Origin of the sequence: Xanthomonas sp. NCPPB 1754 (genome assembly GCF_041475725.2) — a bacterium.
Taxonomy (GTDB): domain Bacteria; phylum Pseudomonadota; class Gammaproteobacteria; order Xanthomonadales; family Xanthomonadaceae; genus Xanthomonas; species Xanthomonas euvesicatoria.
Window position 1 is genome coordinate 2,248,967 of record NZ_CM192982.1, and the last position, 24,562, is coordinate 2,273,528.

At 67.4% G+C, this 24,562-nt stretch carries 19 protein-coding genes; all 19 read right to left on the bottom strand.

Annotation, left to right across the window (positions count from 1 at the left end):
* Positions 1-630 precede the first annotated feature (630 nt).
* The 19 genes from flhA to fliF all read right to left on the bottom strand — a co-directional run bounded on the left by flhA (position 631) and on the right by fliF (position 24,555).
* Positions 631-2,703 carry a flagellar biosynthesis protein FlhA gene (flhA, locus tag ACCQ15_RS09890; RefSeq protein WP_029819345.1) on the bottom strand — a complete coding sequence of 691 codons (2,073 nt, stop codon included), beginning with the start codon at positions 2,701-2,703 and terminating at the stop codon, positions 631-633.
* Positions 2,704-2,720: 17 nt separating this feature from the next.
* A complete protein-coding gene (gene flhB / locus ACCQ15_RS09895; RefSeq protein ID WP_372381460.1) occupies positions 2,721-3,851 on the bottom strand; it encodes a flagellar biosynthesis protein FlhB in 1,131 nt (376 codons plus the stop codon).
* 153 nt (positions 3,852-4,004) lie between these two features.
* Positions 4,005-6,092 carry a putative bifunctional diguanylate cyclase/phosphodiesterase gene (locus ACCQ15_RS09900; RefSeq protein WP_031422515.1) on the bottom strand — a complete coding sequence of 696 codons (2,088 nt, stop codon included), beginning with the start codon at positions 6,090-6,092 and terminating at the stop codon, positions 4,005-4,007.
* 270 nt (positions 6,093-6,362) lie between these two features.
* Positions 6,363-9,284, bottom strand: a complete 2,922-nt coding sequence (locus ACCQ15_RS09905; RefSeq protein ID WP_372381461.1) for a diguanylate cyclase — start codon at positions 9,282-9,284, stop codon at positions 6,363-6,365.
* Positions 9,285-9,663: 379 nt separating this feature from the next.
* A complete protein-coding gene (locus ACCQ15_RS09910; protein ID WP_506187857.1) occupies positions 9,664-12,585 on the bottom strand; it encodes a diguanylate cyclase in 2,922 nt (973 codons plus the stop codon).
* 231 nt (positions 12,586-12,816) lie between these two features.
* Positions 12,817-13,608 carry a flagellar biosynthetic protein FliR gene (gene fliR, locus ACCQ15_RS09915; protein ID WP_008572484.1) on the bottom strand — a complete coding sequence of 264 codons (792 nt, stop codon included), beginning with the start codon at positions 13,606-13,608 and terminating at the stop codon, positions 12,817-12,819.
* 13 nt (positions 13,609-13,621) lie between these two features.
* Positions 13,622-13,891 (bottom strand): flagellar biosynthetic protein FliQ, encoded by a 270-nt coding sequence (locus ACCQ15_RS09920; protein ID WP_005917968.1) that lies wholly within the window; start codon positions 13,889-13,891, stop codon positions 13,622-13,624.
* 352 nt (positions 13,892-14,243) lie between these two features.
* Positions 14,244-14,549: a hypothetical protein gene (locus ACCQ15_RS09925; protein ID WP_128736387.1), complete on the bottom strand. Its 306-nt coding sequence runs from the start codon at positions 14,547-14,549 to the stop codon at positions 14,244-14,246.
* 216 nt (positions 14,550-14,765) lie between these two features.
* Positions 14,766-15,611: a flagellar type III secretion system pore protein FliP gene (gene fliP, locus ACCQ15_RS09930; protein ID WP_005921349.1), complete on the bottom strand. Its 846-nt coding sequence runs from the start codon at positions 15,609-15,611 to the stop codon at positions 14,766-14,768.
* A 1-nt stretch (position 15,612) separates the two neighbouring features.
* Entirely contained in the window at positions 15,613-16,020 is a 408-nt protein-coding gene (fliO, locus tag ACCQ15_RS09935) for a flagellar biosynthetic protein FliO (RefSeq protein ID WP_372381463.1), read from the bottom strand.
* Entirely contained in the window at positions 16,017-16,355 is a 339-nt protein-coding gene (gene fliN, locus ACCQ15_RS09940) for a flagellar motor switch protein FliN (protein ID WP_007969679.1), read from the bottom strand. Before fliN ends, fliO begins: the two co-directional genes overlap by 4 nt.
* Positions 16,352-17,365: a flagellar motor switch protein FliM gene (fliM, locus tag ACCQ15_RS09945; RefSeq protein WP_008577203.1), complete on the bottom strand. Its 1,014-nt coding sequence runs from the start codon at positions 17,363-17,365 to the stop codon at positions 16,352-16,354. Before fliM ends, fliN begins: the two co-directional genes overlap by 4 nt.
* Positions 17,366-17,375: 10 nt before the next feature.
* The gene (locus tag ACCQ15_RS09950; RefSeq protein ID WP_008577202.1) at positions 17,376-17,927 is read right to left on the bottom strand and encodes a flagellar basal body-associated FliL family protein; all 552 of its coding nucleotides are present in this window, start codon (positions 17,925-17,927) and stop codon (positions 17,376-17,378) included.
* Positions 17,928-18,092: 165 nt separating this feature from the next.
* The gene (locus ACCQ15_RS09955) at positions 18,093-19,385 is read right to left on the bottom strand and encodes a flagellar hook-length control protein FliK (RefSeq protein WP_277575066.1); all 1,293 of its coding nucleotides are present in this window, start codon (positions 19,383-19,385) and stop codon (positions 18,093-18,095) included.
* A complete protein-coding gene (gene fliJ / locus ACCQ15_RS09960; RefSeq protein WP_005918178.1) occupies positions 19,382-19,837 on the bottom strand; it encodes a flagellar export protein FliJ in 456 nt (151 codons plus the stop codon). Before fliJ ends, ACCQ15_RS09955 begins: the two co-directional genes overlap by 4 nt.
* A 3-nt stretch (positions 19,838-19,840) precedes the next feature.
* On the bottom strand, positions 19,841-21,217 hold the full coding sequence (locus ACCQ15_RS09965; RefSeq protein WP_005918170.1) for a FliI/YscN family ATPase: 1,377 nt from the start codon (positions 21,215-21,217) through the stop codon (positions 19,841-19,843).
* Positions 21,214-21,834: a FliH/SctL family protein gene (locus ACCQ15_RS09970; RefSeq protein WP_011347268.1), complete on the bottom strand. Its 621-nt coding sequence runs from the start codon at positions 21,832-21,834 to the stop codon at positions 21,214-21,216. The genes ACCQ15_RS09965 and ACCQ15_RS09970 overlap by 4 nt, the downstream gene beginning before the upstream one ends.
* Positions 21,831-22,820 (bottom strand): flagellar motor switch protein FliG, encoded by a 990-nt coding sequence (gene fliG / locus ACCQ15_RS09975; protein ID WP_005918162.1) that lies wholly within the window; start codon positions 22,818-22,820, stop codon positions 21,831-21,833. The genes ACCQ15_RS09970 and fliG overlap by 4 nt, the downstream gene beginning before the upstream one ends.
* A 10-nt stretch (positions 22,821-22,830) precedes the next feature.
* On the bottom strand, positions 22,831-24,555 hold the full coding sequence (gene fliF, locus ACCQ15_RS09980; protein ID WP_011347269.1) for a flagellar basal-body MS-ring/collar protein FliF: 1,725 nt from the start codon (positions 24,553-24,555) through the stop codon (positions 22,831-22,833).
* Between the last annotated feature and the right edge of the window lie 7 nt (positions 24,556-24,562).

Here is a 24,562-nt window from a genome sequence, read left to right on the forward strand (position 1 = left end):
TGTGCGATGAATGTGGGTGTGTTGCCAGCGTCATGAGTTGCCTGTCCCGTTCGTTCGTCCAGTTCCGCAGCGGTGGTGCTGGCTGTGGTCTCGGCAGAGCTAATGCATGCGGTGTGCCAAAACGCGGTGCCAGCGTTCCGGCGCGGGGCGCCGGAGCATCAGGGCGGGGTGGGCGCTGTGCGTCTGGCCCGGTTGGAAGGTGTCAAGTCACTGAATCGATTGACGTTTTTCCGGGGCGGTGCGGCGCTGGCGTCTTTCTGCGGACCGCTGAACTCGCAGGCCGGACGTCTAGCCGGGCGCATTGGGAACGCCTCGCAGCGGCCAGCGCCACGCAATCGATTGGAGGTCCGGGCCGGTGGCGGCTTTCCGACGCCGGGTGCGGTGGTCGGTTGCGGCAGGTATCCATCGCTGGCTGGCATGTCGGCCGGGCACGGGAATGGCTTGGTAGGAGCGCACTTGGGCGCGACGGGCTGTCCGGTAAAGGCGGTCGCGCCCAGGTGCGCTCCTACGGTGGTGTCGGCGTGGGCGGCATATTTCCGCATCGCCTTGGATGTCGTAGGAGCGCACCCGGGCGGGACTGGCCGTCCCGGCAAGCCCGGCGGGGGATGGGTGCGTTGTGGTTGGGCGGTCTCAGCTGATCGTGCCGACCAGCTTCAGGCGCTTGTCTTCTGGCACTTCGCTGTAGGCCAGCACCGACAGGCTGGGCACGCTGTGGCGCACCAGACGGGCCAGTGCGGCGCGCACCTGGCCGGGCACCAGCACCACCGCCGGTTCGTTGCGGGCTTCCTGCTTGCCCACGCAATCGGCCAGGCTCTGGTGCAGGCGTTCGGCCAGCCCGGGCTCCAGCGCCACGCCGTTGCCATGGGTGGATTCCTGCAGGACGCGCTCCAGCTGCGGGGCCAGGGTGAATACCGGCAGCTCGGCCGACATGCCGGCGATCTCCTGCACGATGAAGCGGCCCAGCGAGGTACGCACGGCGGCGGTGAGGGTGGCCGGGTCCTGGCTATGCGGGGCGTGTTCGACCAGCGCTTCGACAATCTTGCGCAGTTGCCGCACCGGAATCTTCTCGATCAGCAGGTTCTGCAGCACGCGCACCACCACCGACAGCGGCAGTGCCTTCGGGGTGAGGTCTTCGACCATCTTCGGCGCGGTCTTGGCCAGCGTGGCCAGCAATTGCTGCACTTCTTCATGGCCGAGCAGTTCGGGCGCATGCTCGCGGATCAGGTGCGACAGGTGGGTGGCGACCACGGTCGCCGGGTCGACCACGGTGTAGCCCATCGATTCGGCATAGGCGCGCTGGTGCGGCTGGATCCAGGTGGCGTCCAGGCCGAATGCCGGGTCCTTGCCGGGGATGCCGTCGAGCTGGCCGAGCGCACCGCCCGGGTCCAGTGCCAGTTCGCGATCGGAATAGATTTCTGCGGTGGCCACCGGCACGCCATGCACCAGTAGCCGGTAGGCATTGGCCGACAGTTCCAGGTTGTCGCGGATATGCACCGGCGGCACCAGAAACCCGATGTCCTGGGTGAGCTTGCGGCGCACGCCCTTGATGCGCGCCATCAGTTCGCCGCCCTGGTTCTTGTCCACCAGCGGGATCAGCCGGTAGCCCACTTCCAGGCCCAGCGGGTCGATCGGGCGCAGCTCGTCCCAGCTCAGCTCGGCGCTGGCCTGGGCGGCGGTCGCCGCGGCCGCCGCCTGCGGATCGGCCGCCGGATCGCCGGCCGCCGGCTTTGCCAGGCTGCGCTTGTACAGCTTCCAGGCGATCACGCCCAGGACCAGGCCCAGCGTCAAAAACGCGACGTTCGGCATGCCGGGCACCAGGCCGACCAGGCCAAGGATGGCCGCAGCCACCGCCAAGGCGCGGTGCTGGCCGAACACCTGGCTGACCATGGCCCCGCGCATGTCCTGCGCACGCGAGGCGCGGGTCACCAGCAAGGCGACCGAAGACGAAACCAGCAGGGCCGGCAGCTGCGCCACCAGGCCGTCGCCGATGGACAGCAACGTGTAGGTGGAGGCGGCATCCATGAAGCTCATGCCGTGCTGGAGCATGCCCACCGCCATGCCGCCGATGAGGTTGATGAACAGGATCAGGATGGCGGCGATGGCGTCGCCGCGGATGAACTTGTTGGCACCGTCCATCGCACCGTAGAAGTCGGCTTCCTCGCGCACTTCCTCGCGGCGGGCCTTGGCCTCCTCGCGCGTCAGCAAACCGGCGTTGAGGTCGGCGTCGATGGCCATCTGCTTGCCGGGCATGGCGTCCAGGATGAAGCGCGCGGTCACTTCCGACACGCGTCCGGCACCCTTGGTGATGACCACGAAGTTGATGATGGTCAGGATCGCGAACACCACGATACCCACGGCGTAATTGCCGCCGATCACGAACTGGCCGAAGGCCTCGATGACCTTGCCGGCGGCGGCGTGACCGTCCTGGCCGTTGATCAGGATCACGCGGCTGGAGGCGACGTTCAGCGCCAGCCGCAGCATCGTGGTCATCAACAGCACGATCGGGAAAATGGTGAATTCCAGCGGGCGCTGCACGTACACCACCGCCAGCAGCACCATCAGCGAGATGGCGATGTTGAAGGTGAACAGCGCATCCAGCACCGGTGCGGCCAGCGGCACCATCAGCATGGCCAGCATGGCCATCAGGGCCAGCGGGGCGCCCAGGCCGTTGCGCAGCAGCTCCATCACGCGGCGGGCGTTCATCGGGGCGGGGCGGGCGCTCATGCGCTGGCTCCCTTGCCGAACTCATCCACCTCGAGCGAGGGCAATTCCGGCATCGGGCCGCCGTTCCAGCCACGCAGCTGGTAGACGTAGGAGAGCACCTGGGCCACGACCGAATAGAGTCTCACGGGAATTTCCTTGCCGATTTGCGCTTCCCTATACAAGGCGCGTGCCAAAGGCGGGGCGGTGACGATCGCCACCCGGTGCTGTTCGCCGGCTTCGCGGATGCGGAAGGCCATTTCGTCCACCCCCTTGGCCACCACGATCGGGGCGCGCATCTTGCCGCCTTCGTACTTGAGCGCCACCGCGTAGTGGGTCGGATTCATCAGCACCACGTCGGCCTTGGGCACCGCTTCCATCATCTGGCGCTGCGACATCTGCATCTGCATCTGGCGGATGCGGCCCTTCACTTCCGGGCTGCCCTCGCTTTCCTTCATCTCGTGCTTGATCTCTTCGCGCGTCATCTTCAGCTTCCGCAGCCAGTTCCACTTCTGGTACGGCGCGTCGATGGCGGCCAGCAGCACCAGCGCGCCGGCGGTGTAGAACAATAGGCTCTTGGTGAAGTCCAGCCCGTTGCCGATGGCCTGTTCCAGCGGCTGGTTCACCAGCGAGCGCAGGCCGTGCAGGCCCTTGGAAATGCAGAAGCTGGCGGCCAGCCCGACAAACAGCAGGCGCAGCACCGACTTGATCAGCTCAGCCAGGCTGTTGCTGCCCCACATGCGCTTGATCCCGTTGGCGGGGTTGAGCTTGCTGAGGTCGGGCATGATGGCTTTGCCGGAAAAGCGCAGGCCGCTCATCATCAGCGGGCCGGCCAGCCCGGCAGCCAGGCAGATGCCGATCAGCGGCAGCATCACCCACAGCAACTGCAGCAGCAGATCGCCGAAATGGCCGAACAGCGCCATCGGGGTCTCGCGCAGCTTCGGGTCCGGGCTGAGCGCGGTCTTCATCCACACCGCAGCGCCATCGCCGATGCCGCGGGCCAGCACCATCAGCGCGAACACGCCGGCACCGAACACCGCTGCGGTCGACAACTCGCGCGATTGCGGGATGTTGCCCTGCTCACGGGCCTCGCGTAGGCGTTTTTCGGTGGGAAGCTCTGTACGCTCGCCGCCGTCTTCGGACTCGGACATGGAGGTGCCGGTGGGGGATTAATCCAACCGATGCAAGCGGCGTTCCAGTTTGTGGAGCTGGGAATCGGGATTCGGGATTCGGGATTCGGGATTCGGAAAAGCGGTGGCTGCGGGTTGCACCGTAGGCCAGACGCCGGGGCTGCAGCAAGCGGCTCAGCTGACCAGGCGGCGCGGGCCGTCGCGCTGGGCGACCACGGTGGCGATGAAGCGTTCGGCGTCCATCGGCCGGCCCAGCAGATAGCCTTGCAGCTGGTCGCAGCCCAGCCGTTCCAGGGTGTTGCGCTGGGCGAGGGTTTCCACGCCTTCGGCCACCACTTGCAGGCGCATGGTGTGCGCCAGCGCGACCACGGCCGCCACGATGGCGATGTCTTCGGCGCTGCCGTCCATGGCCTGGACGAAACTGCGGTCGATCTTGAGCTCGTGCGCCGGCAGCTTGCGCAGGTAGAGCAGGTTGGAATAGCCGGTGCCGAAGTCGTCGATGGCGATACGCACGCCCAGCGCGTTGAGCTGGCCCAGGGTGCGCAGGCAGGCCTCGGCGTCGCGCATGGCCATGGTTTCGGTGATTTCCAGGGTGAGCTGGCCAGGGGCCAGCGCATATTCGCTCAGCGTGGTGGCCACTTCGTCCAGCAGGCTGGGCGAGGCCAGCTGGAGGGCCGACAGGTTGACCGCCACCCGCCAGTCGCCGTGCCCGGCCTGCCGCCAGTCGCGCATCTGGCGGCAGGCCTGCCGCAGCACCCAGCTGCCGAGCAGGCCGATCATGCCGCTGCGTTCGGCCAGCGGAATGAAGCTGTCCGGCGGCACCAGGCCGCGCTCGGGGTGCTGCCAGCGGATCAGCGCTTCGGCGCCGATCGGGCGGCCGTCCTCGGCGCAGTACTTGGGCTGGTAATGCAGCACGAACTGCCCCAGTTCCAGCGCGCGCGGCAGTTCCTGCAGCAGCTGCAGGCGGTCGCGGGTGGTGGCCGTCATCGAGCGTTCGAAAAAGCTGTAGCGGTTGCGGCCGGCATGTTTGGCATGGGTCATTGCCGCATCGGCATGCGTCAGCAGCTGGTGCTCGCTACCGGCGTCTTCCGGGTACAGCGCAATGCCAATGCTGCTGCTCAGGCGCAGCTCGTGGTTGGCCACCAGGAAAGGCACCGCCAGCGCCTGCACCAGGTGCGCGGCCAGCGCAGCGGCATCTTCCGGGTCGGCGATGTCGGCCACCAGCACGAATTCGTCTGCGCCCAGCCGCGCCAGGCTGCCATGCGCGCGCCGGTGCGCGTTCAAGCGCTCGGCCACCACCACCAGCAGGCGGTCGCCCAACGCATGACCATAGCCGTCGTTGATCACCTTGAACCCGTCCAGGTTGATCAGCATCACCGCAAAGCGCTGCCCCTGGCGCTGGGCGCGTTCGATGTTCTGCACGAGATGCTCGTGCAGCAGGATGCGGTTCGGCAGCCGGGTGAGTGGGTCGTGCAGCGTGGCCAGTGCCAGTTCGGCATTGGCCTTGGCCAGCGACTGCGCCAGCACATCGGTGCGCTGCTGAAAGCGGCGCGACAGCAACGAAATGACCAGCGCCAGCATCAGCAGGACCAAGGTCACCAGCACCACCACCGCCGTCAGCCACGACAACGGCAGATGCGTATCGGCCACCGCGCCACACACGCTACCGGGCGCGAACCGGGCGGCGGCCATGCCGGTGTAATGCATGCCCACGATGGCTACGCCCATGATCGAGGCGGCGATCAGGCGCAGGCTGGAGCGCTGCCCATCGTGGCGCAGCCGGAACGCGATCCACAACGCGGCGGCAGAGGCGCCGATGGCGATGGCGATCGACAGCCCGAACAGCAGCGGGTCGTAGCGAATGGCCGGCACCATGCGCAGCGCATCCATGCCCATGTAATGCATCAGCGCAATGCCCAGTCCCATCAACAGCGCGCCCAGGCCCAACCGGAGCAACGGCAGGTCCGCGCGCGAGGTCAGCCAGAGCGCCAGCGCCGAGGTCAGGATCGCCGCCAGCATCGAATAGCACGTCAGCGCCAGGTCGTAGCCGACCGGAATCGGCAGGCGAAACGCCAGCATGCCGACGAAGTGCATCGACCAGATGCCGATGCCCATGGCAATGGCGCCGCCCACCAGCCACGCGGCTGCGATGCCGCCACGACTGGCAGTGGTGCGTGCGGCCAGATACAGCGCGGTGTAGGAAGCCAGCACGGCCACTACCAGCGACAGCATCACCATGCCAGGGTTGTAGGTTCCGACCACCTATCCACTTCCCACGTCGAAAGACGCGTTGCCCAAGACCTAGCGACCCCTTGGCCGACTTCTTGAGCGCGGGGAAGCGGCCAAGGCCATCAACCCGGCGTTGCCGCCAGAGACGGCACGCTCGAAGGTCCTGCGGCCGCCCTGCGTGCGCTGTCGGCATACGCAATCACGGCATGGTCGCGCATCGACTGCCGGTGCGCCGTGGCTTGCCGATGAGACGCGTGCGCTGCCTGCCTGCGTGTGCCCGCCGGGCCTGGCCGCCTGCGCGGCTCATGCCACCGAACTTTCCGGTTCCTCCGGCTCGATCCGGTTACGGCCGGAGCGCTTGGCCCGATACAGCGCCTCGTCCGCACGCACCAGCAGCGAGGCGGCGGTGTCGCCGACACGGAACCAGGACACGCCCACCGAACAGGTCACCTGCAGCGGGCGTGCGGCGCCCACCTCGTAGGGCGCAATGCTGAGCGCTTCGTGGATGGCGCGCAGCCGGTGCTGGCTCTGTTGGCTCATGCCTGGCAGCAACAGCAGCAATTCTTCGCCGCCGTAGCGGCCCACCTTGTCCGAATCGCGCAGGCAGGCGGTCAGCCGCGCGCCCACCTTGGCCAGCACCGCATCGCCGACCAGGTGCCCATGTTCGTCGTTGACCTGTTTGAAGTGGTCCAGATCGATCAACACCACCGCCAGCGGATGCTCGCCGTGCGCGCAGCCCTGCAGTTCTTCGGCCATCGCTTCCAGGATGCCGGAACGGTTGAGCAGGCCGGTCAGCGCGTCGTGGCTGGCCTTCAAGGCCAGCGCCGCACGTGCGTTTTCCAGTTCGCGTTTTTCGCGCTCCAGCTGGTAAGTGCGCTCGGACACCAATTCGGCCAGCATGCGTTCGCGCGCCACCAGATGGCGGTGCCGCCAGCGCCACAGGCCGATCAGCAGGCCGCCGCCGATCAACACGTACAGCGCGATCGCTGGCGGGCTGCGCCACCACAGTGGTGCGACCGCGAAGGGCAGGTCGGCGATCGGCGAGGCGGTGCGACGGTAGCGGTCCAGCACCTGCACCTGCAGGCGGAAGTGCCCGGAAGGCAGCGGTGGCTGGTCGATGGACAGGTTGTCGCTCTGGATCCATTGGTCGTGCAGGCCGAGCAGGCGATAACGCACCGTCAGGCGGCTGGGGTCGTCGTAGACCTCCATCGTCGACAGCTCGATGTGCAACGGCTTGTCGCTCCAGCCCAGCAGCTGCCCGCGCTGCACCGGCATGCCGCCGCGGCTGACGCTGTCGATGCGCACGCTGGGTTGGCGTTCGTCGAACAGGCGCGCCGGGTCGCTCACGTGGCTCACCCCGCGTGCGGTGCCGATCCACACCGAACCGTCCGGATCTTCGGCGAACGCGGCTTCGGAAACGTCATCCCAGATCAGCCCCTGCGACTGCGACAGATGCGCCCAGCGCTCGCCGTCGTAGACTTCGACGCCGCGCGCATGACCCACCCAGACCCGGCCGAAGCTGTCGCTGCGCAGCAGGTACACGCCGACATCGCGCAGCGCCTCGTCGCTGATTTCCTGCAGGTCCAGGCCGTCGTGCAACAACATGCCGTGCCACAGGCCGGGGCGATAGAACGCCAGCCACACCTCACCGCTGTCGCTGATATGGAACTTGGCGATCCATGGCTCCGGCGCGACGCCGTTGACCTTGACCCTGACCTTGGACCACCGCCCATCGCGCAGCTGAAACAAGCCGTTGGAGCTGGAAACCCACAGCGTGCCGTCGGCGGTTTGCTGGATGTCGGTGTAGGCGATGGCAGGCACGTCGGCCACGGCCTGCATGCTGCCGCCGTCGAGCGGGTGTTCGATCACGAACAAGCCGCCGGCGCTGAGCATCCATAGCCGGCTCTGGCGGTCGATCAGCAGGCGGCGCGCAGTGCGCGGCAACTTGGCGATCTGCGCGCTGCGCCCATCCGGCCAGGTGCGGCGCAGGAAACCGGCCGAATTGAGCGTCCACAAGCTGCCGTCTGCGCTGCGCTGCATGCCCACGACCTGGATCCCGGCGCTTTGCAGGGCCGGGACGAAGCGCTTGTCCGGCTCGGCCTGGCGGCCGATGCCGTGCTCGTTGCCGACCAGCAGTGCGCCTTGCGTGTCGCGGGCGATCGACCAGGTCGGCGCGGCCGGCATGCCTTGCGAGGCGTCCCAGTTTTCGATCCATTCGTAGCCGGCCCAGCGCACCAGACCTTCGCCGTCCACCGTCATCCAGATATCGCCGTCGCGGTCCACCAGGATCGCGTCGCTGCTGCCGGGTGGTAGCCCATTGTCTGCGCCGAAAGTGCGCCAGTGGCCGTTTTCCCAACGCGCCAGGCCGTCGTTACGACGCACCAGCACGCGTCCTTCGCTGTCCATCACCAGTGCCGCCGGCCGCCCGACCGTGCTGCCATCCAGCAACGGCAGCGAGCGAACACTGAAGGCACTCGCCCCGCGTGCGCGATAGAGCAGGGTGCCCGCACCGCGCACCCACAGCCCGCCGTCGTGGTCGCGCAACACGCTGTACCACCGGTCGTCCGGCACCCCGTGTTCGGGTCCGAATACCTGCACCTTGCGCTGCGCATCGATGGCGCACAGCTTGCGTGCGCAGCCCACCCACAGCGTGTCGCCGTCTACCGACAGGCTCAGCGACTTGGACAACTCGGGAACGCGTACCCGGGTTGCGGTGTCCAGCAACGGTTCGCTGTGCCAGCGATCGTTGGCGCGGCCCTGCAGGATTTCCAGCGTGCCGCCATTGGCCAGCACCGTGCCCCAGGGCAGGCTGGCGAGCTGCATCTGGTCCCCCAGGTGCTCGGCTTCATCGGGCTGCAGTTTGCGGAAGCCGTGCTCGTCGCCGACGAACAGTGCCTGGAAGCCGGCCACCCACAACCGCCCATCGGCGGTTTCGGCGATCGAGGTGGTGGGCTCGTTGCGCAGGCCATCCAGCGGCACCTGTTGGAAGATGCGCCCGTTGTAGCGATACAGCCCGCTCTCGGTGCACACCCACAGCAAGGTGGCGCGGGTCTGCAGCAGGCAGGTACCGGCAAGCCCGAGCAGGCCCTGGTCGTGGGCATAGCGGCGGATGCTGGCGCTTTGCGCACCGGCCAGGTCGGCCAACGACAGCAATGCCAACAGCACCACGACGGCAAACGGTGCACGCCGGTGCGACGACCTCCATTGGCGGTGCTCAAACCCCACGGACGTTGCAGTCTCCCACGCATCGGCAATGCGGTCCGCGCCCCTCGCGCGGTGTCTCAGGCTTGCCTTGGCAGCCCCGCGTTGCAGGCCGCATTGGAATCACTAGCGGCTGCCAACGCGTAATCCTTTAATGCTTCAGCGAGCACGACGGCGTGAGGAACTGGCATACGCGGCTGGTTGCTGGCGTGTTGTAGGACGCAGGTCACACGGGTGCGCAAGCGCGATTCACCTGTCGTCCCTGCCGGGCTTTGCATGGCGCGGTGATGGGCAGGCGCACGCTTGCGCTTGACCAGGCGTTGCAATCGATTGTCGGCGCTTGTGCGTCTCCGGCATGCGGGTCGAACGGGTGCAACGCGCGGCAAGCTCAGTTGCGCTGCCGTCACACCTGATCGAACGTATCCAGCGGCACGTGGTCGTAATCGACGCGATTGCGGCCACTGCGCTTGGCCCTGTACAGCGCCGCATCGGCGCGAGCCAGCAGTTGCTCGAGCGTTTCGCCACGCTGGAACCAGGCCACGCCAACCGAACAGGTGACATGCAGCCAGCCGCCATCGATGGGGTAGTCGCCGCAGATGCCGTGGTGCAGGGCGTCCAGCCGATGGGTGGCATCCAGGTTCAGGCCTGGCAGCAGCGCCAGCAATTCTTCGCCGCCATAACGGCCGATGCGGTCCTCGCCGCGCATCAGCGTGTCCATGCGGCGGCCAACCCCGGCCAGGACGGCGTCGCCGGCCAGATGGCCATGCTGGTCGTTGACCAGTTTGAAGTGGTCCAGGTCGATCAACACCACCGCCAGCGGACGCCCGGTGTGTTCGGCGTGCAGCAGCATCTCGCGCAACGCGGCCAGGATGCCGGCGCGGTTGAGCAGGCCGGTGAGTTCGTCGTGGGTGGCCTTGAGCGAGAGTTCGGCGCGCGCCGCTTCCAGATCGCGCTTGTCCTGTTCCAGCTCGGCGGTGCGCTTGGCCACCAGTTGCTCCAGTTCGCGCTTGCGTCGCAGCAGTTTGGCGGTGCGCCAACGCAGCAGCGCGATCACCGCCGCGATGCTCAGCAGCACGTACCCGACAATCGCCGGAACGCCCCGCCACCACGGTGGCACCAGCTCGAACCCGAAGCGGGTGATCGGGCTGCTGCTGCGCTGGTAGGCATCCATTGCCTGCACTTCCAGCGTGTAACTGCCTGGCGGCAGCAGCGGGTAGGTCAGGTGGCTGAGCGAGGTGCTGGTCCAACTGGCCTGATGGCCTTCGACCCGGTACCGGAAGCTGATGCGGTCCGGGCCGCCTTCCGCCCCCGGGGTGCTGAGCTCCACATCCAGCGGCACCTGCGACCACTCCACCCGGGATTGCGGCAGCAGCGGTTGGCTGCCGCGGCGCACATGCAGGATGTCCACCCGCAGCGGCGGTGCGGCGAACAGGCGCATGGGATCCAGCAGGTGGGTCAGGCCACGGCTGCTGCCGAGCCAGACGCTGCCATCGGTGTCTTCGAAAAATGCATTGGCCGACATGTCGTCCCACAACAGCCCTTCCGTGCGCGTGGCCCGCGACCAACGACCGTTCTGGTACACATCCAGGCCCTGGCTGCTGCCCAGCCACAGCCGGCCCTTGCTGTCGTGGCGCAGGATGAAGGGCATCACCCGCGCCACCAGCGGGTCGTCCACGGCGGCAAGCGTCAGCACGCCGTCGGCCTGCAGCCGGCCATGCCACAGCCCGGTATCGCGCAGCGACAGCCAGACCTCGCCATCGGCGCTGAAATCGAGCAGGAAGAAATCCTGGCTGGGCAGGTCGCCGCGCACCTGCACGCGCTGCCAGTTGCCGTCTTTTGCCTGCAGGAACAGGCCTTCGCGCGTGCTGGCCCACAGCCGCCCCTGCGGATCCAGGTCGATATCGCCCACGAAGGCTGCCGGCAGGGCCGTTTCGCGCTCGGCCCGCAGCGGCGTGCCGCGCTGTACGCGGTACAGCCCACGCGGGGTGGTGATCCACAAGGTGCCGGCCGTATCGAACATCAGCCTGTTGATCGGCAGGTCGAGCTGCAGCACATCGGTGGTCTTGCCGCTGCGCGGGTCGCGCCGCGCCACGGCTCCGGACGAGCGCGCCACCCAGGCCGCACCATCGTCCGGCGACAGTGCAATGGAAATGGATTGCAGCAGGGGTTGGCCGTTTTCCAGCGTCCACGGCTGCATGCGCCCGCTACGCGGATCGAGCATATTGGAACCGGCATCGCCACCGACCAACAGCTCACCGCTGGGCAGTCGCTGGCTCACCCAGGTCGGCGCTTCGGCCAGCCCCTGGCTTTCGTCCCAGTGTTCGACGGTGCCGTAGCCCAGCCAGCGCTGCACACCCAGGCCGCGCGTGCCGATCCACAGGTGGCCGGTGCTCTGCATCATCAACGGGCCAACCATGGGGCTGATCTGCAGCCCCTGGCTTTGGCCGAAGTAGCGCCAGTGGTCGCCTTCCCAGCGCACCAGGCCGCGGTCCGAGCGCGTCAGCAGGCGGCCCTGCGCGTCTTCCGACAGCGTCGTGGCACCGGAGAGGGTGTTGAATCGGGTGCCCGCCGGCGCCGGACGATTGCGGAACACGCGCTCGCCGGCAGCGCGTGAGAGCACCAGGCCGCCCCCACGCAACCACAAGGTGCCCAGGTGATCGCGAAAGATCGCGCGCCATTGCCGTTCGGGCACGCCATCGTCCTCGGACAGCAGGGTGATCCTGCCGCCGGCATCGATCCGGCAGACGTGCTGGCCGCAACTGGCCCATAACGCGGTTCCATCGGCCAGCAAGGCCCTGCCGGCCGGCAAGAGCCGTCCATCGTCCAGCTGCAAGGGCAGGGGGTTGACCGACCAGCCGCCTGCGGCATTGGGTGACACCCGCAGCAGGCTGTTTTCGCTGACCACCACCACGCCATCGGCGTAGGCGGCAACGACATTGCCGCTGTCGGCACGGATCGGCTTGCCCTCGCGCAGCACCTGCACGAAGTCGTTGCCCTCGCGCACGAACAGGCCATTGGCGCTGGACACCCACAGACGTCCGGCCGCATCCAACCCGAGCGCGCGGATATAGCGCGCATCCAGCCCGCTCTCCTTGCCGACCGGGGTGAAGTGTTCGCGTTCGAAACGGTGCAGCGCCAGCTCGGTGCCGACCCAGACCACGCCCTGGCGATCTTCGAGCAGGCTGTTGACGGTCATGCCCTGCAGGCCATCGGCCTGGGCGTAATCGCGGAAGCTGTAGGTTTGCGCCCAACTTGTGCCGCAGATCAGCACCGCTGCCAGCAACAGCCACGCCCTCGCACACAGGCGAGCGCCTTGCAATCGCATCGGGGCCAACAGCGCAGGCACAGTAAGCATCGATTCCCGTGGGATGGATAAGTGTTGGACGACGATACGCAGCGTCAATCGTGTAGGGGCTTTAGCGGCTGCGCGGCCAGAAACTTGATGCGTGTCACGGTTTGGAAGGGTGCCGGCGGGGTGGCCCCGTCGGAGTGGTGGCGGCGCCGGCAAGTTGGCGGCCTGCCGTGCTTGCAGTGGTCGGCCATTGTCTAGGGTGGGTCAGGCCGTCAGCTCTCTGGCGGCATCGAAGGCGGTATCGAACATGCGTTGCACCGGCGGGGCGAACTCGCTGGCGAAACTCGACAGCAGGAACAGCCCCAGCAACACCGTCAGCGGCAGGCCCAGTTGCATGGGATTCAATGCCGGCGCCGCCTTGGCCAGCGCGCCGAAGGCCAGGTTGACCGCCAGCATCGCCACCATCATCGGCAAGGCCAGGGTCAACCCGCCGCGCAGGATCTGCAGGAACAGGGTGGGCGCCACTTCGGCGAATGCGCCGGCATCGGGCAACGCGGTCCCGATCGGCAACGCCTTGTAGCTGTCCACCAGCAATGCGATCACCGCCAGATGCCCGTTGGCCGCGAAGAACAGCAGCCCGAAGCCGAGATAGAACCACTGCGCGATCACCCCCGACGTCACGCCGCGCATCGGGTCGGACATCTGCGCGAACGACAGGCCGGTGGACTGCGACACCAGTTCGCCGGCCAATGCGCCGGCTTCGAAAATCAGCTTCAGCATGAAGCCCATACTGGCCCCGACCGCCAGCTCGCGCGCAATGCTCAGCACTGCCTGGGCGGTAAAGCCGTCCCACTCCGGCACCGGCGGCAGGATCGGCGCCAGCACCATCGCCAGCGTCCCGGCCAGCATCACCCGCACCCGTCCGGGCACCGCCCGCGTACCGATCAACGGCATGGCGGTGAGCAACGCACCGGTGCGCAGCATGGTCCACATGATCGCCCCGACCATCGCGAACGCGCGCTGGCCATCGATCACCATCTGGGTTGCAGAATCCATCCGGTCTGGCCCGCTAGCCGATCAGGTGTGGAATGCGCTGGAACAGCGCGATGGTGAACTCCACCAGATGCCCCAGCAGCATGCTGCCGGTGGCAAACAGCGTGGCCGTCAGCGCGACCGCCTTGGCCACGAAGGCGATGGTCGGCTCGTTCAACTGGGTGGCGGCCTGCACCACGCCAATCACCACGCCGACCACCAGCACGGCCAGCAACATCGGCCCGGCGATCCACAGGACGGTGACCAGGCCACCACGCAATTCAGTCAGGGCGATTTCAGGGCTCATGGGAGGTGCTGATGCAAGTGGGGTGCCAAAGGGGCGGGGATTCGGGATTCGTGGTTCGGGATTGGTTGGCGAACGGGGATCTGAGTTGCCTCGTGTTGCACTCGCTGTCGCTGTCGCTGTCGCTGTCGCTGTGCTCTGGCTTTGGTTTGCTGTTGCCTTGCTGTCGGCTTTACGGGCCCCCATACCGCAGCGGCAAGCCGGGTAGATACAACCCGGAGGGCGGCGCGCATGGATGCGCGACGTTTTTGTAAGGGACAAGGATGTCCCTTACAAAAATTTCTACCTGGATTGCGGACCTGGAGCGCGCAGCGCGGAAGGCGCGAGGACGGGGTGTGTTTCTTTGGTTACTTGATCAGCCTTCGGCTGCTGTAAAGCTCTTCTTTGCACAAGCAAAGAAAGTAACTCGCCCCCCGAAGGGGGACGAAAGCCTTGCACTTGCTTGTAGCTCTTGTTCGTCCATTTGATCCGGATACAGATCAAATGCTTTCACGCCCTGCGGGCGCGAGTCACTTTTCTTTGCTTGTGCAAAGAAAAGTAACCAAAAGAAAGCACACCCCGTCCTCGCGCCCTCCGCGCCTGCGGCGCTCCGGGTCCGCAGGCCATTCGGGAATTTTTCAAAGGGACGTCCATGTCCCTTTGAAAAACGTCGCGCATCCATGCGCGCCGCCCCTGCGGGGTTTGACCCGAATGGCCTGCCGCTGCGGTATGGGGCCCCGGAGAAGCAAGAACCTAGAACCTAAAATCAAGAGGCAACAAGCAACAACTAAGCACGAGGCCGCAAGCGCCTGGCCACTACAGCTGTGCTGCGCGGCGGCTTCAACAAGACACATTCAACTAACTGACAAGCGCTACCGCGCGCACCGCGCGTCCACACCTACGACGCATTAAAGCTCGCAGCCAGCGTCCCCACCACCAGCACCCACCCATCCACCAGAATGAACAGCAGGATCTTGAACGGCGCGGAGATCAGCATCGGCGACAGCATCATCATGCCCATCGACATCAGCACGCTGGCCACCACCAGGTCGATGATCACGAACGGAATGAAGATCAGAAAGCCGATTTCGAACGCGGTCTTCAGCTCGCTGGTCACGAACGAGGCCACCAGCACCGGGAACGGTACCGCGTCCGGGCCGGCGTACTTGCCGTCGCCGGCCATGCCGGCGAAGGTCATCAGATCGGTCTCGCGGATCTGCGCCAGCATGAAGGCGCGCAGCGGCTGTGTGGTGAGCGTCCAGGCAGTGGAAAAATCGATCTGGTTATTGAGGTACGGCTGCAGTCCGGCGCCCCACATCTTCTGCCACACCGGCATCATCACCAGCGCGGTCAGGAACATCGCCAGGCCCAGCAGTACCTGGTTGGACGGGGTCTGGCCGGTGCCCAACGCCTGGCGCAGCAGGCCCAGCACGATGGTGATGCGGGTGAAGGCGGTCAGCACCAGCAGCATCGACGGCAGCAGGGTGATCGCCGTCATCAGCAGCAAGGTCTGCAACGGCAGGCTCACCGGCTGGTCGCCGATGCGGCCCACGCTCACGTTCGGCAGCGACGGCAACTGATTGGAACCGGCCGGTACCGCGGCAGGGGTCGCCGCCGGTGCCGCGGCCTGCGCCATTGCCGGCAGCGCGGCCGGGCTGGCCGCGGCCAGCAGCGGGCAACTCATCACCAGCAGGATCAGCACCAGGCGCACACTGCGCCCCCAACGATTCCAACGGCTCAACATGTCACGGGTCCTTGCGCAGCTTCTGGGCGAGCAGCTGGGCGAAATTGGGAAGTTGCTTGAAAGTGGGCAGGGTGGGTGCGGGCGTGGGCGGCAGCGGTTCGGGCAAGGTGTGCAAGGTGCTGATGCCGCCGGCGGTGACGCCCAGCAACAACTGCTGGCCGTTCACCTCCACCACCACCACACGTTCCTTGGCACCGACTGCCAGGCTGGTCACCAAACGCAGGCCCTCGGTGCTGCGGAATCCGCTGCCGGGCATGCGCTTGAGCAACCAGCCCAGGCCGACGATCAGCGCGAGCACCAACAGCAATGCAAAGACTGCGCCAAACAGACCGGGCGAGGACGGCGCCTGCGCGCCAACCCCGGTCGCCTTGGCCGCGACCGGCGCGGCAGTGGCCAGCAGGCCGATCACCGCAGCCTCCGGATGCGTTCGCTGGGGCTGACCACGTCGGTCAGGCGAATGCCGAAGCGGTCGTTGATGACGACCACCTCGCCGTGCGCGATCAGGGTGCCGTTGACGTAGACATCGAGCGGTTCGCCGGCGCCGCGTTCCAGTTCCACCACCGAGCCCTGGTTGAGCTGCAGCAGGTTGCGGATCGGGATGCGTGCGCGGCCCACTTCCAGCGACAGGGTCACCGGTACGTCCAGGATCACGTCCAGGTTGAGGTCGGCGGCGTTCTGGTCCTGCTCGGCCTGCAGGCTGTCGAAGGTGGCAGGCGAGGCGTCGAGGATGTCGGAGTTGATCATTTGCTGGGGTCCTGGGAGGGAACGGCGCGTGGGGCTTGCACGCCGGGCGGGCGTACGGCGGTGATCTTGACGGCGTTGTTGCCATTGGAAACGCCGAATTCGCCGGTGAATAACGGGATGTCTTCCACGCACAGCGGCACCTGGGCGGGCAGGTCGATCGGCAGGATGTCGCCGACCTTCAACCCGGTGAGCTGGCGCAGGCTCATGCGCTTGCTGGCCAGCACGCTGGAGAGCGTGACCTCGGCGGTGTCCAGCTGCTCGCGCAGCATCACGTTCCAGGAGTCGTCGCGGTCGTTGCGGTCGCTCTGGATGCCGGCATCGAGCAGTTCGCGGATCGGCTCCAGCATCGAATACGGCAGGGTGATGTGGATCTCGCCGCCGCCGCCTTCCAGCTCCACATGGAACCGGCACACCACCACGTACTCGCGCGGGGTGACGATGTTGGCGAAGTGCGGGTTGATCTCGGAGTTGATGTACTCGAAGTCCACGTCCATCACCGGCGCCCAGGCTTCCTTCAGGTCGGCGAAGGTCTGCTTGAGCATCAGCTGGATCACGCGCATCTCGGTGGCGGTGAATTCGCGGCCTTCGATGCGGGTGTGGAAGCGGCCGTCGCCACCGAAGAAGTTGTCCACCACGGTGAACACCAGGGTGGGTTCGAACACGATCAGCCCGGTACCACGCAGCGGCTTGAATCGGATCAGGTTGAGGTTGGTCGGCACATACAGCGAGTGCATGTACTCGTTGAACTTGACCAGGTCGATGCCGCGCACCGACAGGTCGGCCGAGCGCCGGATCAGGTTGAACAGGCCGATCCGCCACAACCGCGCGAAGCGCTCGTTGACCATCTCCAGGGTCGGCATGCGCCCACGGATGATGCGGTCCTGGCTGGACAGATCGTATTGGCGCGCCTCGCCGGGCAGCGGCTCCGGCTCGGTGTTGACCGCGCCCGAATCCACGCCATGCAGCAGGGCATCGATCTCGTCTTGGGAAAGCAGATCACTGACGCTCATCTGGCAGGCCTTACTGGGTCACGAAACTGGTGAACAGCAATTCTTCGACGCACTTCTTACCGGTCTCGCTGGTCATGACCTTCTGCGCTTCGGCCAGGGCGGACTTCTGCAGCTTCTGCTTGCCAGCCAGGTCGGCCACGTCGGTGGCCTTGACCTGCGACAGCAGCATCAGCAGGTGCGCGCGAATGGCCGGCGCGTTCTCGGTGATGAGCTTGAGCTCTTCGGGGTCGCGGGTGACCAGCTGCACTTCGACCTGCAGGTACTGCGGGCCATCGCCGGGGTCGGCCAGGTTGACCACGATCGCCGGGTCCATCGGGAAGTACTGCGCCGGCTTGGGCACTTCGGCCACCTTGGGGGCGTCGTGCTTGCCGCCTTTTTCCTCGCCCTTGTGGCCCAGGAAGAACCAGGCGCCGCCGCCAGCGGCTGCCAGCACCACCACGCCGATGGCGATGAGCAGGATGGGCTTCTTGCCGCCCTTCTTCTTCTCGCCCTTGTCGTCTTTGTCGTCGGTCTTCTTGGTTTTTTCGGCCGCTGCCACAGTCTGCTCCAGGGGAATGCTCACCCTGTCAATGCAACTGGCATGCCAAAACCGCGTCGGTTTCCTGGCGCAGGCTGCATGGAAACCAGAAAACCCCCGCAGGCCTTGCGCCGCGGGGGTGGAAGGGCGTCATCGGCCAGCGGCCGAGCGCGAGGATCGGCGGCGCCGGGGTATGCCCGGCACGTCGTCTCAGGCGTAGGCGTCCAGCAATCCACGCTGGCGTAACACCACCGACGGAATTCCGACGGGCGGGGCGTCGTCCAGGGTCAGGCCGTTGCCGCTGTCGTTGCCGCCATTGCGATTGCCCGCCGAATGCTGCTGTTGCTGGCCGACGTCGGCCTGGCCAAGCTGGAAGCCATTCTGGCCGAGCATTTCGCGCAGCCGCGGCAGGCTCTGTTCCAGCGCCTGGCGGGTGTCGGCGTTGGCGGCGGTGAAGCTGGCATTGACCTTGTCGCCCTCCAGATGCAGGCGCACCTCGACCGGACCCATCTCGTTCGGAGTCACCTTGATGTGGGCATGGCCGATTTTCTGGTCCGCCAGCCAGCTCATGCGCGCGCCGATGGCATCGTCGAAAGTGTCGCTGCCCAGGTCCGGGGTAGGCGTGGGCGAGGCGCTGAAGATCGGTGCGGCATCCTGCAGGCGGGTGAGTGCCGGCGCGGTGGTGGTCGGCAACACGAACGCCGGGGCGTCCGGCGCTGCGGCAGCGGCGCTGTCGTCGGCGGCCGGCTCCAGCGCCTTGGCGGCCATGCTCATCAACGCGGCCGTCTGTGCATCGCCGCTTACGGCGGTGGTCGAGGTCGGCTTGGCGCCTGCAGCAGCGGCCGGCACCGGCGCTCCCAATGCGGGCAGGGCGGCGCCGGCGTTTGCAGTGGCGGCGGCTGCGGCTGCATCGGTGGGCAGGGCGGTGGCGGTCGCCGCAGCGCCGTTGGCGCCGGCCATGCTGGCCGTCAGTGCGGCGGCTGCGGCCGCCAGCACGTCGCCACCCGGCAGCGCCTGCGCCAGCAGGCCCATGCCGAAGCCACCCAGGCCAGCCGGCGGCCAGCCGGCATCGGTCGCGGTGGCTGCTTCTGCGGGCGCGTCTTCGCCGGTCGCGGCGGCCTTGGCCGGTTTGCCGGTCTTGCTGGCAGTGGCGGCTGTGCTCTTGTCGGTGGTTGCCGCGTCCTTGGCGGCACCTGGCTTGGCCTGCTTGGCATCGCCGTCCTGCGCCCGCGGCCGGGCAGTGGCATCGCCGGCCGCATCGTCGTGGGTGTCCTCGTCGCCGCGGTTCTTGTCGGGCTGGTTGGGCCTGGGCGCGGCCTGCTTGGCAGGCACGCGCTCGGGTGCCTGCGGCGGGGCCTGGTTCGGCGTGTTGGCCGGATTGAGCATGCGCGCAAACTGGTCCTGGCCCGCGTCCGGTTCGGACGACGGGTCGCTGTAGCTGGATTTCTTGCCGGCGCCGGCAAGCGCACCAAGGCCGGCGGCGAAGGCGGACAAGGGGTTCATGCGGATTCTCCGTGGGTGTCTTGGCTGCGGGCCAGGCGCGAACGACGCGCGCCGAGGTCGTCCATCTCACGCTGGTCGCGGCGTTCGATCACTTTGTTTTCCTGGGCACGGTAGCTGGCGGCCAATTGCTCCAGCACCTGCTTCTCGCGGCTGGCCAGCAGCAGGCGGGTGCGCTCGGCTTCGACCTTGGCGATGTTGCTTTGCACGGTCTGCGCCTGTTGCAGCACGGCGCTGTCCAGGCGGTCCAGGAAGGCGCGGCGGTTGCTCAGCGCCACCGCGCTGGTGCCGGCCATCTGGCTGTTGGCGTATTCCTCGGCGTAGCGGCGCAATTCTTCCAGGCGCGACTGGTGGGTTTCCAGGACGCGCTGGCGCTCGGCCAGATCGCGGGCGACCTTGTCTTCCTGTTCCTGCGCGCGGCGCAGCAGTGGGTCGATCCGTTTGGACTGCATCATGGATTAGTTCTCGGGTTCGACCAGTTGTTGCAGGGCGGACAGGCTGTCGCTCAGGAGCGAGGCCTTGTGCACGTCCTGGCCGAGGAATTCGACGATTTCCGGCCAGCGCGCCAGCGCTTCGTCGGTGGCCGGGTCGCTGCCACGCTGGTAGGCGCCGATGGCGATCAGGTCGCGGTTGGCGGTGTAAGCCGAGAGCAGCCGCTTGAGCTTGCGGATGCGCAGGCGCCAGGTGTCGTCGGCGATGTCCTGCACCACGCGGCTGACCGAGGATTCCAGGTCGATGGCCGGATACAGGCCGCTGTCGGCCACCCGACGCGAGAGCAGGATGTGGCCGTCCAGGATGGCGCGGGCAGCATCGGCGATCGGGTCCTGCGGGTCGTCGCCTTCGGTCAGCACGGTGTAGAAGGCGGTGATCGAACCGCGCCCCTTGGCGCCGTTGCCGGCACGTTCCACCAGCGCCGGCAATTTGGCGAACACCGACGGCGGGTAACCGCGGGTGGTCGGCGGCTCGCCCACCGACAGGCCGATCTCGCGCTGCGCCTGGGCGAAGCGGGTCAGCGAATCCATCAGCAGCAGCACGTTCAAGCCCTGGTCGCGGAACCATTCGGCGATGGCGGTGGCGCGGTAGGCGCCATGCAGGCGCGCCAACGGCGGGCGGTCGGCCGGTGCGGCCACGACCACGGCGCGGCGCAGGCCTTCTTCGCCCAGGGTGGTTTCGACGAAATCGCGCACTTCGCGGCCACGTTCGCCGATCAGCCCGACCACGATCACGTCGGCCGAGGTGAAGCGGGTCATCATGCCGAGCAGCGTCGATTTACCGACGCCGGAGCCGGCGAACAGGCCTACGCGCTGGCCACGGCCGATCGGCAGCATGGCGTTGATGGCGCGCACGCCGACGTCCAGCGAGGTGGTGATGGGCTCGCGCGCCAGCGGGTTGATCGACACGCCGGCCATGCCGATGCTGCCTTCGGCGCGGATCGGGCCCTTGCCGTCCAGCGGGGTGCCGTCGCTGTCGATGACGCGGCCGAGCAGGCCTTCGCCCACTTCCACGCCGCCGCGGCGCCGCGAGGGCACCACCCGGGCATTGGGCAGCAGGCCATGCAGTTCGGCGCTGGGCATCAGGTAAGTGCGTTCGCCGGCGAAGCCGACCACTTCGGCGTCGACCCAGCCGCCATCGACCTCGACCTTGCAGGTCGCGCCCATCGGCGCTTCGCAGCCGGTCGCTTCCAGGGTCAGGCCGACCGCGCGGCGCAGGATGCCTTCGCGGATCAGGGTGCGACCGGCGGTGGGCTCCAGGCCAAGGGTGCCCAGGCGCGTGGCCAGGCGCAGATTGCGTGCATCCAGCCAATCGGCCGGGGTGGCACCGAACAGGGCGCTCACAGGCCCGCTCCGGATTTGCGCATGACCGTCTCCAGCGCAGCCCGCAGGCGCGCGTCCAGGGTGCCGTCGATGCGCACGCTTTCGGCGTGCACACGCAGGTCGCCGCGGCTCAGGCTCATGTCCGGGGCCACGCGGGTGGTGCTGCTGGGCGCCAGATGCGGCAGCAGCGCGGTGATGTCGTCCGGGTGCAGGCGCACTTCGACCTCGCGGCCGGCGCCGCCAACCGCATCGACCGCCTCGCCGACCAGGTCGGCCAGCAGTTGCGGGTCGGCCTGGTAGGCACGGCCGACCAGCTGGCCGGCAATGCGCACGGCCAACTCGCCGAGCGCGCCGACCACTTCGTTTTCCAGCCGCGCCAGCGGGCGGGTGAAGTTGTCCAGGATGCCGTCGATCTGCGCGGTGAGGCGGCGCACTTCCGACTGGCCCTGGGCGAAGCCTTCGGCATGCCCACGCGCGAACCCTTCGTGCTGGGCGGCATCTTCGATGGCCTGGATCTCTTCCAGGGTCGGCGGGCGCAGCACCGGCTCGAGCATGGCCGGTTCTTCGTAGTCCGGTTCCGGCAGGGCTGGGACAAGCTGCAGGTCCGGGGCCAGCCAGCGGGTGACCACCTCGTTCATACCATGGCCTCCGCACCGGCGCCGCCCAGGCTGATGGCGCCTTCGTCAGCCAGGCGGCGGACGATGGTGAGGATTTCCTTCTGCGCCGCTTCCACGTCTGCAAGGCGCACCGGGCCGCGCGCTTCCATGTCCTCGAGCAGGATTTCGGCCGCGCGCTGGGACATGTTGCGGGTGATCTTTTCGCGCACCTTGACGTCGGCGCCGCGCAAGGCCAGCCCCAGGCGCTCGCCGGAGACTTCGCGCAGCAGCGTCTGCAGGCCGCGGTCGTCCAGGTCCACCAGGTTGTCGAACACGAACATCAGGTCCTGGATCTTGCCGGCCAGGTCGGCGTCGATCTTGCCGATCTCGCCCAGCACGCCCTGGTCGGCGCCGGTGTCCAGGAAGTTGAGGATGTTGGCCGCCACCTTGATGCCGCCCACGTTGGACGACTTCAGGTTCTGGTTGCCGGCGAATTGACGCTCCATGATGTCGTTGAGCTCGCTCAGCGCATTCGGCGGAATGCCGTCCAGGGTGGCGATGCGCAGCAGCACGTCGGCGCGGGTGCGCTCGGGCAGCAGCTTCAGCGCCTCGGCGGCCTGGTCGCTGTCCAGATGCGCCATGACGATGGCGATGATCTGCGGGTGTTCGTTGCGCACCAGGTCGGCGACCGCGCGCGGGTCCATCCACTTCAAGGTGTCCAGGCCGGTGGTGTTGCGGCCCAGCAGGATGCGGTCGATCAGCCCGCCGGCCTTGTCGGCGCCCAGCGCCTGGATCAGCACGTTGCGGATGTAGTCGTCGGCGCCCACGCCCAGCGAGGTCTTGCCGGCCAGTTCGCCGTTGAACTCGTCCATCACCTTCTCGACCTGGTCGCGCGAGATGCCGGTCATGGTGGCCATGGCGATGCCGATCTTCTGCACCTCCTTGGGGTCCATGTGCTTGAGCACTTCGGCCGCGTCGCTCTCGCCCAGCGACAGCAACAGCACCGCGGCGCGCTGCACTCCAGTCATCGGTTGTGTATCAGGCTTCACTGGCGACCCATCCCTTCACGACTTGTGCGACACGTTTTGAATCGGCTTTGACGGCCTCGCGCGCCAGGCGCATGCGCTCTTCGTAGGCGTCTGGCAGAGCGATCGGGGTCTTCTTGTCCTGACCGATCTGCGCGGTGTCTTCTTCCAGGCGGGGCATCAGGTCGTCGTCTTCGTCGACCATCCGCACGTCGGCGCTCTGTGGAGTGCCATCCTTGCCAGCCTTGCCTTGCTTGTCCTTGACCGCGGTCACGCCGGTGAGCTGACGCAGGGTGGGGCGCACCACACCGAACAACAGCGCCAGCACCACCACCGCACCGACCAGCAGGCGCAGACCGTTCTGCACGCGCGGGTCTTCCCACCACTTCGGGCCTTCCTCGCCCGCCACCGCTTCGCGCACGAACGGGGCATTCATCACCGACACCGTGTCGCCGCGTGCCGCATCGAACCCCACTGCCTGCTTGACCAGGCCTTCGATACGGGTGAGCTCGGCAGCGGTGAGCGGCTGTTCGACCATCTTGCCCTTGGCGCCGGGGCGCGGGACGTTGTCCAGCAGCACCGCCACCGAGACGCGCTTGATGCGACCGGCCGGCTGGCGGGTGTGTTGCAAGGTTCGGTCCAATTCGTAGTTACGCGTGGCGCTCTTGGAACTTTCGGTCGGCGTGGCCGGGGCCGCGGCCTGGCCATTGGCGGCCGCCGGGGTGCCCGGCGCGCCGGCCACGGCCGGTGCCGGCGGCTGGCCGGGGCTATTGCTGGTGGCGCCCGGAGGGCCCTGCGGGCCGGTGGCGCTGGTGCTGGTGTCGCTGACCTGCTCGCTGCGCAGCTTGGCCGGCTCGCCGTTGTAGAGCTCGCGGGCTTCTTCGACCACCGAGAAGTCCATGTCCACGCTGGTTTCCGGATTGACCCGGCCCGGGCCGGTCATCGGCTCCAGCAGCTCGCGGATGCGCTGGTTGTAGGAGCTTTCCTGGCGGCGCACCTGTTCGAACTGGGCGGCGTGCTGGGCCGCGTCGCTGTTCGGGTCGGCAATGGAGAGCATGCGGCCGCTCTGGTCGACCACGGTCACGCGTTCGGGGGTCATGTCCGGGATGCTGGACGCCACCAGATTGACGATGGCATCGACCTGGTTGCGCTCCAGGCCCTGGCCGCCGCGCAATTCCAGCACCACCGAGGCGCTGGCTACATCGCGCTGGCGGGTGAAGGCGCTGGGCTTGGGAATGGCCAGGTGCACACGGGCCTCGCGGACCGGGCGCAGGGTGCCGATGGTGCGCGAGAGTTCGGTTTCCAGCGCGTGCTGGTAGCGGGCGTTTTCCACGAACTGGCTGACGCCGAAGCCCGGGTCCTTTTCCATCAGTTCGAAACCGCCGCCGGTTTCCTTGCCGGTCAGGCCGGAGCCGGCCAGTTTGAGGCGGGCGTCGTACAGACGGTCCTGCGGCACCGAAATGGCGCCGGTGGCCTGGTCGATCTTGTAGGGAATCTGCGCGGTGCGCAGCAGGTCGGCCGCTTCGGCATTGCCCTTCTCATCCAGGCCGGTGTACAGCGACTGATAGCCAGGCTTCTGCGACCAGAAGAACACCGCCAGACCGGCCGCGACCGCCAGGGCGATCATCGCCATCATGGTCAGCTTGCGGGTGATCTGCAGGCTGCGGACACGGTCGAACCATTGCCCCGCCTTTTCGGCGTTCTGGTTCATGTTTTCTTTGCTGATCGCGAGTGCCATGTGTCGT